Here is a 14,918-nt window from a genome sequence, read left to right on the forward strand (position 1 = left end):
ACAGTTGAGTAGGGCTGTAAAAGCTGATGAAATCAGCGTAGTAGAGCCCACTCAACCACTGCGTCTTGCTCGACAATACAAAAATAATTGAGAGGCTAGGACTTTTGTCCTAGCCTCTTTCGTCTATTTTTCAAATTCCCTTTTTCGTTGCGATTAGTCACCCAAACCGATGCGTTCGAAGATTTCATCCACCCGTTTAGTGTAGTAGGTTGGGTTGAAGATTTCGTCGATTTCTTCTTGAGTGAGACGTGAAGTTACTTCTGGATCTGCTTCAAGAAGTGGTTTGAAGTCTACTTGGTTATCCCATGATTGGGCAGTCTTCGGTTGAACAAGGTCGTAAGCTTGCTCACGTGTCATCCCTTTTTCAATCAAAGTCAACATGGCACGTTGGCTGAAGATCAAACCAAATGTAGAGTTCATGTTGCGAATCATGTTTTCTGGGAAGACTGTCAAGTTCTTAACGATGTTTCCGAAACGGTTGAGCATGTAGTCAATCAAGATGGTTGTGTCTGGTGCGATGATGCGCTCAGCTGATGAATGAGAGATATCACGTTCGTGCCAAAGGGCTACGTTTTCATAAGCTGTGACCATGTGACCACGGATCACACGCGCAAGACCTGTCATGTTTTCAGAACCAATCGGGTTCCGTTTGTGTGGCATTGCTGAAGATCCTTTTTGACCTTTGGCAAAGAACTCTTCCACTTCACGTTGTTCAGATTTTTGAAGACCACGGATTTCAGTCGCCATCCGCTCGATAGAAGTTGCGATGCTAGCAAGAACTGCAAAGTACTCAGCGTGAAGGTCACGAGGAAGGACCTGTGTAGAGATTTCTTGAGCACGGATACCCAATTTGTCGCAGACGTATTTTTCAACAAATGGTGGGATGTTGGCAAAGTTACCAACCGCACCAGAAATCTTACCAGCTTCCACACCAGCAGCCGCATGCTCGAAACGCTCAATGTTTCGTTTCATTTCGCTGTACCAAGTAGCCAATTTAAGACCAAAAGTTGTCGGCTCAGCGTGCACACCGTGGGTACGACCCATCATGATAGTGAACTTGTGTTCTTTCGCTTTGTCAGCGATGATGTTGAGGAAGTTTTCAAGATCCTTGCGGATGATATCGTTGGCTTGTTTGTAGAGGTAACCATAGGCCGTATCTACCACGTCAGTAGAAGTCAACCCATAGTGAACCCACTTACGCTCTTCACCAAGCGTTTCAGAAACCGCACGTGTAAAGGCAACCACATCGTGACGTGTTTGCTGCTCGATTTCCAAAATACGGTCGATGTCAAAGTCCGCTTTTTCACGGATCAAAGCCACATCTTCCTTAGGGATTTCTCCCAATTCAGCCCATGCTTCGTCAGCCAAGATTTCCACCTCAAGCCAAGCACGGTATTTATTTTCTTCAGTCCAAATGTTCGCCATCTCAGGGCGGCTATATCTATCAATCATATTTAATTTTCCTTTCTTTTGATGTTTTACATCAGTTAGCAACCGACAGTCGCTTTACTCAAATTCTTCTTTCCCAATCCACACAGATGGATAGTGATCGAGTGTATTCAAATCCGTATCCAGCGGGACGTCATAGATAGCTAAATAGTTTTCAGGATATTGAGCAGTCAGCTCTTCATACTTAGCTTTTACTTTTTCGTGATCGCTACTAGCATACAAGACTTCGACGACTGCTCCTGTCTTCTCTTTTTCGATAAATGCGTTGACAATGAGTTGAATCATAAAACCTCCTAAAGCGAAATGCCCTTCATGTTTGCTTCCAGAATAGGCATCTTGACACCTAACTCCTGACCAGTCTGATAAACACTTTGACAACAATAGAAGATGTCCTGTTTATCATTGTGTAAGGTCATGATTTTTCGGGTTAGCTCATTTTTAGCAAACATGACTTTCATGGCTTTGCCGGCTATCCAAGCCGGAATTTTGTAGGGCAAGAGTTCGGCTTTGTAAAGCTTCAAATTCACACCACGCGCTTCTACGACTTTCAAGGCTTCTCGAATGGCTTTGATGGCCAATGATAATTCCGAAGAACTATTCATCAAGTTCAAAGCCAGTTCTTCCGGGTTTTCCAGATTCCCTGAACGTGCAGCTGTCGAAGTAACACCTGCATTAATCGCCATGTGAATCCAAATCCACTCGACCATATCATAAGGCACTTCCCACTTCAAATCTGCAGAAGTCAGTAAAGCTGTCAGATCAGCATAGATAGAAATGTGTGCTTTTTGCTCACCTTCTAGCATTAAATGGTCGAACAAGACACCATCCAAATGGTCCTCCTGCATGTGACCGCCCGCTGTCGGAAAGGCCAGAATATAGTCGTAATCCCCTGCCCACTCTTGGACCTCTTTTCGAGTATCCCAGAAATTACAGAAGAAAACAAGGGTGCCTTTGATATGATTTTTTCGCAAGGTTTCTACAGCTTCTTTGACAAAGCCATGACGCACACTAAGAAAAATAAAATCATATTCTGAATCAGCTTCTGCCACATGAACCTCATAGGTATCATGCTTGTTCTCACCCTTGGAATGATAGCGACCATCTAGCAGATCAACCGACAACTCCTTCGGAGCTGTGCTTTTCTTACTATCTCTCAGTACGTGTTCCACTTGATGGCCTGCTTTTTGAAAGGCGTAGGCATAAGTGGTCCCGATGACTCCAAGTCCTAGAATTGCTATTTTCACTTAAAAATCAATCCCTTTCCCAAACTCTTCAACCTCATCTGGCACATCACTAAACAAAGTCACATGTCCCATTTTGCGGTTGTGCTTCGCTTCTAGTTTACCATATAAGTGGAGGTGAGCGCTTGGATTTTCTGTCACATATGTTTCAGCAGCCTCGACATGTTGGCCGAGAACATTGAGCATGACAGCTGGTGCATGAAGGTTGATTGCTGGGAGTGGCGCTCCGAGAACACCCAAGATGTGGGTATCAAACTGTGAAAAGTCGCAGGCTTCAATTGAGTAGTGTCCTGAATTGTGTGGGCGTGGGGCAATTTCGTTGACGATGATGTCATCAGCTGTCGCAAACATTTCCACACAGAGGGTACCAGAGAGGTTAAGTTGTTCTGCGATTCGCACGGCCATTGCTTTGGCTTTTTCAGCTAGACTTTCTGAAATACGAGCAGGAACGATAGTTTTAGAGAGAATGTTGTTGCGGTGGATATTTTCCTGAACTGGGAAAACCGTCACGTCCTTGCCATTACCAGATACAATGACTGAAATCTCAAGGTCGAAGTTGACAAATTCTTCCAAAACACACTCGGCTGAGTCGGCTAGAGCATCGGCTTCTTCCAAGTCTGCTTCTGAACGAATAACCTTTTGACCATGGCCATCGTAACCGCCTGTCGCCGTCTTGAGGACATAGTTTTTAGAAAGGTCGATATCTGCCAAATCTTGGCTAGAAGTTACAACCTTGTAGGGTGCTACAGTGACTTGGGCCTTGTTAGAAAGAAAGTCCTTCTCAAAGATTCGATTTTGAGAGATGCGGAGCAGGTCTGTCCCTTGAGGAAGCTGACCATCTTTGATAACAGCATCCAAACCGTCAGCATCGACATTTTCAAATTCATAGGTGAGAACATCACAGCGATCAGCCAACTGACGAAGAGCATCTACGTCGTCGTAAGGGGCCACGATGATTTCCGCCACACGGGAGGCTGGGCAATCCGCTGCTGGATCCAAGGCGATAACCTTGTGTCCCATGTAGATAGCTGAGATCGCCATCATCTGACCGAGCTGGCCACCACCGATGATCCCAATGGTTTTAGTTGAGCTCATTTGTAGACTCCTCTGCGATTTTTCCTTGTTCTTCTGCGAAATCCGCTAACGCTGTCGCAATAGCCTGGTCCTCTACTGAAAGAAGACGGAGGGCAAAGAGGGCCGCGTTAGTCGCACCAGCTTCACCGATCGCCATGGTTGCGACTGGCACACCACCTGGCATCTGAACAATAGAATAAAGCGAATCCACACCGCTAAGGGCACGTGATTTGACTGGTACGCCGATGACTGGAAGGGTTGTTTTAGCAGCAACCATACCTGGCAAGTGAGCAGCGCCACCAGCTCCTGCAATGATAACCTTGATACCACGGCTACGTGCTTCTTCGGCATGTTTGAACATGAGGTCCGGCGTCCGGTGTGCGGAAACAACTTTCTTTTCGTAAGCGACGCCGAAGTTATCGAGGACTTCAGCAGCTTTTTGCATGGTTGTCCAGTCGGATTTTGAGCCCATGATAATGGAAATTACTGGTTTCATTTATTCTCCTTTTTTGATAATCGTCTATTGTAGTGCGGACGTAAGCGACCGCCTGTGGCGTTCCATTACTAAAACTGGAGTCTGAGTCTCCAGTTTTCCGCTCCTAGTAGCTCTGCTACTAGGAGTTCCACTACTGCGATGATTATCCTATACTAGCTCGCTAACGCTCGCAAATTAAGCGACCATTATCTTAGTTTGGCTCGCTTTCGCTCGCCTTTTACGACCTACGGTCGCTAATTATTTATTCGCCTTGCTACCGATATCCGTACGATAGAAGAGGCCTTCTGTGTTTTGTTTGTTGAGTTGGTTATAGATGATGTTTTGGCCGTCTTTGACGTTGTCTGCTGTGGTAACCAGCATGTAGACACGTCCTCCGTTTGAGAGGAGGTCTTGGCCATTTTCAGCGAATTTCGCTCCAGCATAGTAAGTGATGATGTCACCATCTGTATTGGCTGGAAGCTTGACACCCTTCTCATAAGCCAGTGGGTAGCCGTTTGAGGCTACAACCACACCAAGTGTCACACCCTTGTCCATCCAAGTGATGGCTGGCTCTTTGCTATCCAAAATGTCAGTGATATTTTGCGCAAAGTCAGATGTCAAACGAGGCAAGATGATTTGCGTTTCAGGATCTCCAAAACGAGCGTTGAACTCGATGACTTTCGGTCCATCAGCTGTCAAGATTAGCCCCGCGTAAAGGACACCTAGGTACGGACGCCCTTCTTTGATCATGCCTTCAAGAACTGGCTTGACAATGGTGTCAACCGCTGTGTCAACCACGCTCTGTGGCAAGTGAGGAACTGGCGCATAGGCACCCATTCCACCAGTGTTAGGACCCTTGTCACCATCGTAGGCACGTTTGTGGTCCTGAGCTGTTGGCATGATGTAGAACTTGTCCCCATTGACAAAGGCAAAGAGAGAGAACTCTTCCCCGTCAAGGAATTCCTCGATGACCACACGCGCACCTGAATCACCGAATTTATTGTCCAAAAGCATCTCGTGAGCAGCTTCGACGGCTTGCTCAACCGTTTCCGCAACGACGACACCTTTCCCAAGGGCCAAACCGTCTGCCTTGACCACGATTGGAGCGCCTTTTTCCTCGATGTAGGCCTTGGCTTCCTCGAAATCTGAAAATGTACCATAGGCTGCTGTCGGAACGTCGTATTTGACCATGATTTCCTTAGCAAAATCCTTAGACCACTCCAGCTCAGCCGCAGCCTTAGTCGGACCAAAGGCTTTGAGTCCTGCCGCATTGAAATCATCCACGATACCAGCCGCAAGCGCATCATCAGGACCAATGAAGGTCCAAGCAATATCGTTGACTTTTGCAAAATCAATCAGCTTAGAATGTTCGGAAATCCCAATATTGATCAAATCCAAACCATCTAATCGCATCCCGTCATTACCAGGAGCCACAAAAACCTGCTCAACGTCTCTAGACTCCAACAATTTCTTGGCAATCGCATGCTCACGACCGCCAGATCCAACAACCAAAAGTTTCATCTTGAACCTCTTTTGCGAATTATTTTATTAAATTATATCATAATCGTTCGTTTTATTCTAATGATTTCAGCAACAGTCTCCTATTTTCAGTAGAATCCAAACATTTTTTGCTATTTTCTCCTATTTCTCATTTTTTTCCGAATAGTATAGGTGAGACCTACTAATTGACGAAAAGGAGTATTATGCAAACGATTAAAAAATTTGTAGTACTGACTTGTGCGGCATGGGGGATGCAAGCCTCTATTGCTCATGCAGATCAAGCGACCAATGCCATCTATGCCGAAAAAGGGCAGCTGGTAATTCATCTTGGAAACGTCCCGGATAAGTATCAAAAGATCCAAGTTCCCATCTGGTCTGACCAAAATGGTCAAGATGACCTGATTTGGTATCCTGTGGAACGCAGTGACAAGGGATTTGACCTACAAGTACCATTGATCAACCATTCTGATCAAGCCGGACTTTATCATGTCCATGTCTATGGGGTGGAGGCAAATGAACAGTTAACCGGCCTTTACCCTCTCACGACCAGCGTCCAGCAAAAAGACCTCGCCTCCTCCCAGCCCAAAATCACGATTACACCCATCTCCTCACAAGAATTTGAGGTGGACCTAAAGTTGTTCGAAGACGTTGACGAGATTGTCTTCCCCATCTGGTCTGAAGAAAATGGGCAGGATGATCTGATCTGGTATCCAGCAAAGAAGACCGCACCTGGACATTTCCAACTGCGCTTTCAAGCTCAAAAACACAAGGGAAGCGGGCTATTTCATCTCCACGTCTACCAGAAAAGCCAGGGACAACTAAAAGGGCTATTCCCCACTACCTTTCAAGTGGAAAAGACAAGGCCAAAGCTCACGCCACTCGCGACACATCCGGGAAACACCTACCCCATTGGTGAGTGCACCTGGGGAGCCAAAGAATTAGCCCCTTGGGCCCACAACTGGTGGGGAAACGGTGGCATGTGGGCAGCTAGTGCACGCACTGCGGGATTCCGGACAGGAGACATCCCAGAGGTCGGTGCCATCGCCTGTTGGGACAATGGGGGATATGGGCATGTCGCCTTAGTTACGGACGTCGAACATGACCAAAAAATTCAGATCCAAGAGGCTAATTACAACGGCCATCGCTATATCGACAACTTCCGTGGTTGGTTCGATCCGACCAATCCCGTCTGGGGAACCGTCACCTATATCTATCCAGATTAAGGTCTTCTTTATTAGCAGAAAAGACACTCATCGTTGAATGAGTGCCTTTTTTGATTAATGTCTAAAATGACTCACGCCTGTAAAGATCATGGCCAATCCGTATTTATCCGCCGCTTCGATAGTCATTAACCAGTTATATCAGAAAGGTTAAAAAGTAGCTCTCATTTAATCGTTTTTCATTTCGCGTATTTTTCTAGATGTGTTTGAATTTTTGGCATGATGAAATGCATGATTTTAAGATTCGTAAAAGCTATTACCATGGCCAATAAAAGATAGACAACGACTGATAACAAAGAAATGTCAGAAGGCCAATAGTGGAAAATAATCATTAGAACCATTGGCAATTCTAGGGTTACCGTGACGACTCCAGGAACATAGCCCCTAAATTGCAGGCACATGATATAATGGATTATGAAATGAGCTGTATAAGCTATTACAAAAGATAAATAGAGTAAACTGTTGTGAGTTATTTGGCAGAATCCAGAAATAAACACCAGGATGATAAATTCTTCGAACACACCTACTGCAAAAGCGGAACCTTGCGTAACGGAACCAAAGAACGGTTTCTTAAAAGTTTCTAACTTTTGATGATGCCGTGTTTTCCACAAGGGCATAAAAATTATTTCTTCAAAATCATGTAAAATAAATAAAATAGGCAGCATCCAAACATTAAAAAGAATGCTCATACCTTTACCTCCTTAATAACAACTAACAATTGTACAATGTTAAGAATAAATGATAATCATATATCACGCGCAACACTTTTAGTATAAAGATAAACTGTTACAAAAACAAGAGGTTAAGAGATATTGGCACAGTTTGACCAAAAGTGTGACAGGAAAGGAAAAATACCATGGAATATCAAACGCGACAATGGCTGGAGGAAGCCTTGTTCGATTTATTAGCAACTAAGAAGTCTCTCCAAAATATCAGCATTGCTGAACTCAGCGAGCATGCTCAGATTGCCAGACGAACATTTTATCGTTATTACCATTCAAAAGACGAAGTTCTTACGAACTATTTAGACCGCTTAATTCAATACTATATTATCGAACTTCAAACAGCAAAACTGACTAATTTTGAAGATTTAGTGAACCTTTTCTTTCAGTATTGGAGCCAGTACACTGAGCCATTAAAAATTTTGCAAGACGCAAACTTACTCGTGCTTATCTTGCAAAGGTCTTACGATAAGCTTCCTGCTACTTATACCACTGTCATGGCACCTTGGCACATCACAAATAGTGATCAAAGACAAATCAACTATGATATTAGATTCATTACCGGCGGTCTCTACAATATTTTTGATGAATGGTCAAAAGGAGATTATAAAGCCATGCCTATTAACGAGCTAGTCACAACAACCTTAAACACCATAAAACGTATAAAAAATAGTTAAGTGAGAAACTGAGTTTTTCGAGATTCGTCATGAACAGCTCTAACAAATCATTTTAATAATTTCTAACACTAAAATGCTTATTGTTTTAGATATACAAAAAGAGAAGACAACTTACGTCTTCTCTCGTTGTTAGCGATAAATCATTTATCACAGTTGATAATGAGCTAATTTTTAAATACCCATCAATGTCTAAAATGTCTCACGCCTGTGAAAACCATAGTCAAGCCGTATTTATCAGCAGCTTCGATAGACTCTTGGTCACGGACTGATCCACCCGGCTGGATGATCGCTTTGATCCCTGCTTTGGCGATTTCTTCCACGTTATCCGCAAATGGGAAGAAGGCATCGGAAGCAAGAACAGCGCCGTCAAGACGGTAGCTTGGTCAATAGCAATACGAACTGAAGCCACACGGTTGGTTTGACCTGGGCCAACACCAAGTGTCATGTGGTCGTTGGTCACGATGATCCCATTTGATTTGACGTACTTGATCGCTTTCCAAGCAAACTCAAGAGCCGTAATTTTTTTACGGGAAGTGTTTTTTATGGTATAATAATCGTAATAGGAGGACTGACAAATGCTAAAATACTTTTCTGTAAAGAATTACAAAAACTTTGAAAATGAAATCTCAATTGATTTTTCACAAGTCGGTGGTTATAAATTTAATGAAGACTGCTTATCAAATAATATTTTGAGTAAAGTGCTAATCTATGGTAGAAATGCTACAGGAAAATCCAATTTAGGTTTAGCATTATTTGATATTACCAAAAATCTTTCCAGTAGGTCCTTAATTGATGATCAAAATTTAACATCTTTTTTAAATAACAACTCTGACAACGCTATTGCTACTTTTTGTTATATATTTTTACATAATAACAATGAAATCAAATACATTTATACAAAAAATGAATATCAGATTATACAAACAGAATCACTATCTATAAATAACGAATTAGTTTGGGAAATAGATTTGTCTACTGACCTAATGTCACCTACTCCTGTGGAAGGTATAGCCAATAAACTAGGTATCATAAACAACGATTTCAACATACTAATAGATAATTATCGAGATCAGGTTTCAAGTGACAAGCAAGATTTAGATGGAGAAAGCAGATCTTTTTTAACATGGCTAATAACTAACACCTCTAAGTCAGATGCTTCTATTCTCACATATCTCCGAACATTTATCCGAAACATGGTGCTTATTAATCATGAAGCCCCGAAATATTTTATAAATCGTTGGTTCCAGCGTACACTTGATCACAAAGAGACAGCAAAAGAACTGGAAGCATTTCTAAATAGCATGGGTATAAACTGTCACTTAGATTCAATAGAACAAATAGATGGGGAAGATATGCTTTGTTTTGTTTATAAAAATAAAAATGTTCCGTTCTTTAGAGAAGCATCTAGTGGAACATTGGCTTTGGCCAAATTCTATTTTAGAATCCTCTATATCATTGAGCACTTCAAAGCCAACAATCCTCCTAAATTTTTATTTTTCGATGAATTTGATGCTTTTTATCATTACGAACTTTCTGAAAAGTTGATATGTCATTTAAAAAAAATATTTCCAGACACCCAAATCATTTTGACTACCCACGATACAAATATTATGTCTAATGAGTTGTTTAGACCCGACTGCTTGTTCATTTTATCTCAAAAAGGATTTATAACACCTTTAAACAAAGCAACTAAGCGAGAATTACGAGAGGGGCATAATTTAGAAAAGATGTACATTAGCGGAGAGTTTGCTGAATATGAATAATGTAACACGAGGTCAAACTCTTTTCATAGTCGAAGGCCATCATGAAAAAAATGAACTTTTTAAACTTATTATCGAAGTTTTCCCTGAACTTAGTATTACTGAAGAGAATATACATATTTTTGGCACAAATATTTACCAATTATACCAGAAAATTCAAGAAGAATACGGAGAGGAATGGGATGCTCCCTCCAATGATGTGGATTTACCTTTTGTTTTAAATAAATATGATTCCCAAAGATTTGAATCTATCGGTAGAAAAAGAAATTATAAAAATATTTTTTTAATTTTTGATTACGAAGCACAAGATCCCAACTTTTCTATAAACAAGATACAGCGATTACAAAAATATTTCAGCGATGTAACCAATAATGGCCAACTCTATATAAATTACCCAATGGTTGAATCTTATTTCGATTTAGAAATCAATAATGACTTACAATTTCTAAACAAATTTTTAAATAAAATTGTGACGGGTAAAGAATATAAAGCCATTGTTAAAAATAATGAACTTTACAAAATATTCCAAATTCCTTTCATCATTCCGAAACGATTAGAAAGAATTGCGGATATCTCTGCAACATTGCAACATGATACAGTTTCTAAAATATTAAACTGCTGTAGTACTGAGTCTCTAAAAGAAATATGCAATGAATTAAATATAGATGACAAGAAAAAGAAAAATTTAAACTGCTATCTAGATAAAAATTTTAAAACCTACTTCAATGATGAGATTTCTTATAATATCTACATAAAAAGATTACTTAAGAGGATTGTAAAATTACAAATATTAAAATACAAACGAATTATAACTTATCCTTGTTCAACACATGTTGTATCTGAACAAGAATATCATGATTTACAACACAATAATGAATTTGACTATCTAAAATTATTAACCTTACAAAATGAAATGTTTAAAGATAATAAACTATGGATTTTAAATACTTTTCTATTATTTATAGTGGAATATAATTCAACGTTATTAAATGATTAATCTTCTCCCTCTCATATAATTCAAAAAACAGTTAGCTTTCATTTTAAAATTAGGAAGCTAACTATTTTTTATTATATGACTTTCAGTCCATCTCACTCTGTAAGGTACGAAACAAATAAACCACACGCTATATGAGTAGTTATGATTATTGAACTTCTGATATATTAAAATTCTATGTAATTTCTGTCTCTTTGTAAACTTGTAGTAGATTGAGTTTTAGGAATCCATTTAAAAAGGCTAGATAAAAAATTACTTCTAAATATCAAAAAACGAGCATTTCCGTAGTTGGAGATGCTCGTCTTCTTAATGTCTAAAATGTCTCACTCCTGTGAAGATCATGGTCAAGCCGTATTTATCAGCCGCTTCGATTGACTCTTGGTCACGAACTGATCCACCTGGCTGGATGATCGCTTTAATCCCTGCTTTAGCGATTTCTTCCACATTATCTGCAAATGGGAAGAAGGCATCTGAAGCAAGAACAGCACCATCAAGACGGTCTTTGGCTTGGTCAATAGCGATGCGGACAGATGCCACACGATTGGTTTGACCTGGGCCAACCCCAAGGGTCATGTGGTCATTGGTCACGATGATCCCATTTGATTTGACGTACTTGATCGCCTTCCAAGCAAACTCAAGAGCTGTCGCTTCTGTCTCAGTTGGTTGGCGTTTCGTCACCACTTGCCAGTCAGCTGGACTTTCTTTCACCACGTCTTGGTTTTGAACGAGGAGACCACCAACAACACCAGTGTATTCTGCTTCCACTTCACTAGCATCTTGAGCGTCAAATGGCAGCTCAAGGATCCGCAAGTTTTTCTTCTTAGTTGTCAAGATTTCAAGCGCTTCGTCTGTGTAGCTTGGTGCAATGATGATTTCAAGGAAGACACCGTGCATTTTCTTAGCTGTCGCAGCGTCTACTTCACGGTTGAGAACGACAATACCACCAAAGATGGATACTGGGTCAGACTCATAAGCGTAGTCCCAGGCAGTCTCGATGTCGTCAGCTTGACCGATCCCACATGGGTTCATGTGTTTAAGAGCCACAACAGTTGGACGGTCTTTGAAATCACGGATGATCCGGATAGCCGCATCAGCGTCACGGATATTGTTGAAGGACAATTCTTTCCCGTTCAACTGTTTCGCTGAAGCGATGGAGTAATCCGTTGGCAAAGCTTTTTGATAGAAGTCTGCGTCTTGTTGAGGATTTTCCCCGTAACGCATTGGTTGCTTAAGATCATAAGTCAATGTGAGTTTTTCAGGTTTTTCTTCACCCACTTGAGCAGTGAAGTATTCTGCGATCAAAGCATCATAGGCTGCTGTGTGGCGGAAGACTTTCGCTGCCAAACGTTGGCGAGTTTCGTAACTTGTTTCGCCGTTGGCTGCCAATTCGTCCAAAACCACAACATAGTCAGCAGGGTCTACCACAACTGTTACGCTAGCGTGGTTTTTAGCTGCTGAACGAAGCATAGATGGCCCACCAATATCGATATTTTCAACCGCATCCGCGTAAGTCACGTCTGGTTTAAGGATGGTTTCCTTGAATGGGTAAAGGTTTACCACCACAAGGTCGATCAATTCAATCTTGTTGTCCTTAGCAGCCTCTAGGTGGCTATCGAGGTCACGACGAGCGAGGAGACCACCGTGGATATTTGGGTGGAGAGTCTTCACACGACCGTCCATCATTTCTGGGAAACCAGTCACATCGTCAATGGCAATAGTGTCTACTCCAGCATTATCAAGGGCAACTTTAGTACCACCTGTTGAGATAATGTCCCAACCGAGTTTTTTGAGTTCTTGGGCAAATTCAACAATGCCCGCTTTGTCTGAAACACTAATTAGTGCGCGTTTAGTCATTTTCTTTCTTTTCCTTTTTTAAAAAAGTTCTTTATCAGCTACAGTCGAAAATGTTTTTTCCGATCAATGGCTTCCTTATTTTCGTGCTACTCCCAAACGTTCCAAGACTTCTGGATAGAGTTTGTACTCTGTTTCGTGGATTCGAGTTTCAAAAGTATCAAGGGTATCCCCTTCAAGGCGTGGCACACGGACTTGCTGAATAACCTTACCGGTATCAACACCAGAATCCACCCAATGGATAGTCACACCGCTCTCAGCAACACCTGCATTCCAAGCATCCTCAATACCATGAGCACCTGGAAATTCAGGGAGATAAGCCGGATGAATATTGATGATACGGCCTTCATAAGCTGCTAGCAAGGTTGGACCAACGATTTTCATATAACCCGCCAAACAAACTAGGTCAATCTGGTGCTCATCCAAAAGTTTGACGATAGCTTCTTCATAAGATGCTTTATTGTCAAATTCCTTGAGTTCAAAGGCATGACTCACCACACCAAGATTTTTGGCACGTTCTAAGACATAGGCATCCCGGTGATCTGAAAAGACAAATTCTACTGGAAATTGTTCCGCAATCACCTGAAAGTTTGAGCCGTTGCCAGAGGCAAAAACAGCAATTTTCATATTCGATACAAAGGGACGTTTCGGCTAGCCGAACAGTTTCGTAGAAAAATAGGAAATCATTGCTGGGTGCTTGCCCACAAAATGATTTCTCTTTTTTCCTAGAAAATGAGTCCCGTGTTCAGTTAGGCTTGCTAACTAAACACTCCTTTCTACAATTTCTCCGCACAAAATGGTGACCTCACCATTATTTAATCACCACACTTGCGCCATCTTTCTTCACAATACGACCGATTTCATAAACAGGTTCGTCAAGAAGTTCTTTGACACGTTCCACATTTTCTGGTTTCACTGCAAGCATGAGACCAATCCCCATGTTGAAAATTTCAAACATTTCTTCATGTTTAATTTCACCATATTTTTCAAGGGCTTTGAAAATCGGAAGAACTGGCACTTTGCTTTCGTCAATTTCAGCAGCCAAGTCATCCGCAAACATACGTGGTACATTTTCGATGAAACCACCACCTGTGATGTGAGCAATACCGTTAACCAATTCTTCTTTGATGAGTGGCAAAGCTGCTTTGACGTAAATACGAGTTGGTTCCAAAAGAACGTCTTTAAGTTTCTTCCCTTCCAATTCTGGGAGAACTTCCTCACCTGTGTAATCTGCAAAGACACGACGAACAAGTGAGTAACCATTTGAGTGGATACCGCTTGAAGCAAGTCCAAGAATCACATCCCCTTCAGCTACTTTTGAACCGTCAATGATTTGAGATTTTTCTGCAACACCGACAGCAAACCCAGCCAAATCATAGTCATCTTCACCATACATACCAGGCATTTCAGCTGTTTCGCCACCGATAAGGGCTGCACCAGCCTGCACACAACCTTCTGCAACACCAGCAACGACTTGCTCTAATTTAGCTGGTTCATTTTTACCAGTTGCGATATAGTCAAGGAAGTAAAGGGGCTCCGCACCTGCAGCGATGATATCGTTAACACACATGGCCACACAGTCTTGACCGATCGTATCGTGTTTGTCGTACTTAATAGCAAGCATGAGTTTAGTACCGACACCATCTGTACCTGAAATCAAAACAGGCTCTTTGACACCTGTTTTTGAAAGGTCGAACATACCACCGAAGCCACCAAGAGCTCCCATGACACCAGCACGTTCCGTACGAGCAACGTGTTTTTTGATCCGTTCAACAACTTCATAACCCGCTTCAACATCCACACCAGATTGAGCGTATGCATTCTTATTTGTCATTTTTTAATCCTTTTCTTTTTTTGAGAAAGAGTGCGACGTATTTTTAGATAAACAATTTTTTTATCTAAAAATACTAGTCAGGTCTCTAGCTTTGGTCCCATAGGGCAAAGCGTCTACTGAC

14 protein-coding genes and 1 pseudogene are annotated in these 14,918 nt (G+C 41.7%); 4 read left to right on the forward strand and 11 right to left on the reverse strand.

What is annotated here, in order from left to right; genetic code table 11:
- Positions 1 to 153: 153 nt before the first annotated feature.
- From purB to purD, 6 genes are all read right to left on the reverse strand, one after another.
- Positions 154 to 1,452, reverse strand: coding sequence for an adenylosuccinate lyase (purB, locus tag NFR56_RS08485; RefSeq protein ID WP_003002393.1), 1,299 nt, complete (start codon positions 1,450 to 1,452; stop codon positions 154 to 156).
- A 54-nt stretch (positions 1,453 to 1,506) separates the two neighbouring features.
- Positions 1,507 to 1,734, reverse strand: a complete 228-nt coding sequence (locus tag NFR56_RS08490; RefSeq protein ID WP_134974820.1) for a phosphoribosylaminoimidazole carboxylase — start codon at positions 1,732 to 1,734, stop codon at positions 1,507 to 1,509.
- 8 nt (positions 1,735 to 1,742) lie between these two features.
- Complete coding sequence (locus tag NFR56_RS08495; protein WP_134974821.1) at positions 1,743 to 2,693, reverse strand: ketopantoate reductase family protein; 951 nt, start codon at positions 2,691 to 2,693, stop codon at positions 1,743 to 1,745.
- The gene (purK, locus tag NFR56_RS08500) at positions 2,694 to 3,785 is read right to left on the reverse strand and encodes a 5-(carboxyamino)imidazole ribonucleotide synthase (RefSeq protein WP_134974822.1); all 1,092 of its coding nucleotides are present in this window, start codon (positions 3,783 to 3,785) and stop codon (positions 2,694 to 2,696) included.
- Complete coding sequence (gene purE, locus NFR56_RS08505; RefSeq protein WP_134974823.1) at positions 3,772 to 4,260, reverse strand: 5-(carboxyamino)imidazole ribonucleotide mutase; 489 nt, start codon at positions 4,258 to 4,260, stop codon at positions 3,772 to 3,774. The genes purK and purE overlap by 14 nt, the downstream gene beginning before the upstream one ends.
- A 237-nt stretch (positions 4,261 to 4,497) precedes the next feature.
- A complete protein-coding gene (purD, locus tag NFR56_RS08510) occupies positions 4,498 to 5,760 on the reverse strand; it encodes a phosphoribosylamine--glycine ligase (protein ID WP_134974824.1) in 1,263 nt (420 codons plus the stop codon).
- Between the two features lie 182 nt (positions 5,761 to 5,942).
- Between purD and NFR56_RS08515 the strand changes: the two genes are divergently transcribed.
- Positions 5,943 to 6,962, forward strand: a complete 1,020-nt coding sequence (locus NFR56_RS08515) for a GBS Bsp-like repeat-containing protein (protein ID WP_134974825.1) — start codon at positions 5,943 to 5,945, stop codon at positions 6,960 to 6,962.
- Between the two features lie 176 nt (positions 6,963 to 7,138).
- On the opposite strand, the gene NFR56_RS08520 is transcribed toward NFR56_RS08515, so the two are convergent.
- Positions 7,139 to 7,648: an HXXEE domain-containing protein gene (locus NFR56_RS08520; protein WP_134974826.1), complete on the reverse strand. Its 510-nt coding sequence runs from the start codon at positions 7,646 to 7,648 to the stop codon at positions 7,139 to 7,141.
- A 167-nt stretch (positions 7,649 to 7,815) separates the two neighbouring features.
- Here NFR56_RS08520 and NFR56_RS08525 point away from each other — a divergent pair, with 167 nt between their 5' ends.
- Complete coding sequence (locus tag NFR56_RS08525; protein WP_251458577.1) at positions 7,816 to 8,358, forward strand: TetR/AcrR family transcriptional regulator; 543 nt, start codon at positions 7,816 to 7,818, stop codon at positions 8,356 to 8,358.
- 182 nt (positions 8,359 to 8,540) lie between these two features.
- On the opposite strand, the pseudogene NFR56_RS08530 reads toward NFR56_RS08525, so the two are convergent.
- A pseudogene (locus NFR56_RS08530) lies at positions 8,541 to 8,878 on the reverse strand (bifunctional phosphoribosylaminoimidazolecarboxamide formyltransferase/IMP cyclohydrolase); the annotation flags it as partial.
- Positions 8,879 to 8,933: 55 nt separating this feature from the next.
- Between NFR56_RS08530 and NFR56_RS08535 the strand changes: the two are divergent.
- Together NFR56_RS08535 and NFR56_RS08540 are read left to right on the forward strand one after the other, a co-directional pair.
- Positions 8,934 to 10,121, forward strand: a complete 1,188-nt coding sequence (locus NFR56_RS08535) for an AAA family ATPase (RefSeq protein WP_251458580.1) — start codon at positions 8,934 to 8,936, stop codon at positions 10,119 to 10,121.
- The gene (locus NFR56_RS08540; protein ID WP_251458583.1) at positions 10,114 to 11,115 is read left to right on the forward strand and encodes a hypothetical protein; all 1,002 of its coding nucleotides are present in this window, start codon (positions 10,114 to 10,116) and stop codon (positions 11,113 to 11,115) included. The genes NFR56_RS08535 and NFR56_RS08540 overlap by 8 nt, the downstream gene beginning before the upstream one ends.
- Before the next feature lie 303 nt (positions 11,116 to 11,418).
- On the opposite strand, the gene purH is transcribed toward NFR56_RS08540, so the two are convergent.
- The 3 genes from purH to purM all read right to left on the reverse strand — a co-directional run bounded on the left by purH (position 11,419) and on the right by purM (position 14,797).
- Positions 11,419 to 12,966, reverse strand: coding sequence for a bifunctional phosphoribosylaminoimidazolecarboxamide formyltransferase/IMP cyclohydrolase (gene purH / locus NFR56_RS08545; protein WP_134974858.1), 1,548 nt, complete (start codon positions 12,964 to 12,966; stop codon positions 11,419 to 11,421).
- A 75-nt stretch (positions 12,967 to 13,041) separates the two neighbouring features.
- On the reverse strand, positions 13,042 to 13,590 hold the full coding sequence (purN, locus tag NFR56_RS08550; RefSeq protein WP_134974859.1) for a phosphoribosylglycinamide formyltransferase: 549 nt from the start codon (positions 13,588 to 13,590) through the stop codon (positions 13,042 to 13,044).
- A gap of 184 nt (positions 13,591 to 13,774) precedes the next feature.
- Positions 13,775 to 14,797 carry a phosphoribosylformylglycinamidine cyclo-ligase gene (gene purM, locus NFR56_RS08555; protein WP_134974860.1) on the reverse strand — a complete coding sequence of 341 codons (1,023 nt, stop codon included), beginning with the start codon at positions 14,795 to 14,797 and terminating at the stop codon, positions 13,775 to 13,777.
- Positions 14,798 to 14,918: the final 121 nt, after the last annotated feature.

This window comes from Streptococcus caecimuris, from assembly GCF_943193075.1.
Lineage (GTDB): Bacteria > Bacillota > Bacilli > Lactobacillales > Streptococcaceae > Streptococcus > Streptococcus caecimuris.

Bases quoted from the DNA above. Each gene is read 5' to 3' on its own strand.
- purH (WP_134974858.1), bottom strand. From the start codon at position 12,966: ATGACTAAACGCGCACTAATTAGTGTTTCAGACAAAGCGGGCATTGTT.
- purD (WP_134974824.1), bottom strand. From the start codon at position 5,760: ATGAAACTTTTGGTTGTTGGATCTGGCGGTCGTGAGCATGCGATTGCC.
- NFR56_RS08520 (WP_134974826.1), bottom strand. From the start codon at position 7,648: ATGAGCATTCTTTTTAATGTTTGGATGCTGCCTATTTTATTTATTTTA.
- NFR56_RS08490 (WP_134974820.1), bottom strand. From the start codon at position 1,734: ATGATTCAACTCATTGTCAACGCATTTATCGAAAAAGAGAAGACAGGA.
- purE (WP_134974823.1), bottom strand. From the start codon at position 4,260: ATGAAACCAGTAATTTCCATTATCATGGGCTCAAAATCCGACTGGACA.
- purK (WP_134974822.1), bottom strand. From the start codon at position 3,785: ATGAGCTCAACTAAAACCATTGGGATCATCGGTGGTGGCCAGCTCGGT.
- NFR56_RS08535 (WP_251458580.1), top strand. From the start codon at position 8,934: ATGCTAAAATACTTTTCTGTAAAGAATTACAAAAACTTTGAAAATGAA.
- purB (WP_003002393.1), bottom strand. From the start codon at position 1,452: ATGATTGATAGATATAGCCGCCCTGAGATGGCGAACATTTGGACTGAA.
- NFR56_RS08540 (WP_251458583.1), top strand. From the start codon at position 10,114: ATGAATAATGTAACACGAGGTCAAACTCTTTTCATAGTCGAAGGCCAT.
- NFR56_RS08515 (WP_134974825.1), top strand. From the start codon at position 5,943: ATGCAAACGATTAAAAAATTTGTAGTACTGACTTGTGCGGCATGGGGG.
- purN (WP_134974859.1), bottom strand. From the start codon at position 13,590: ATGAAAATTGCTGTTTTTGCCTCTGGCAACGGCTCAAACTTTCAGGTG.
- purM (WP_134974860.1), bottom strand. From the start codon at position 14,797: ATGACAAATAAGAATGCATACGCTCAATCTGGTGTGGATGTTGAAGCG.
- NFR56_RS08525 (WP_251458577.1), top strand. From the start codon at position 7,816: ATGGAATATCAAACGCGACAATGGCTGGAGGAAGCCTTGTTCGATTTA.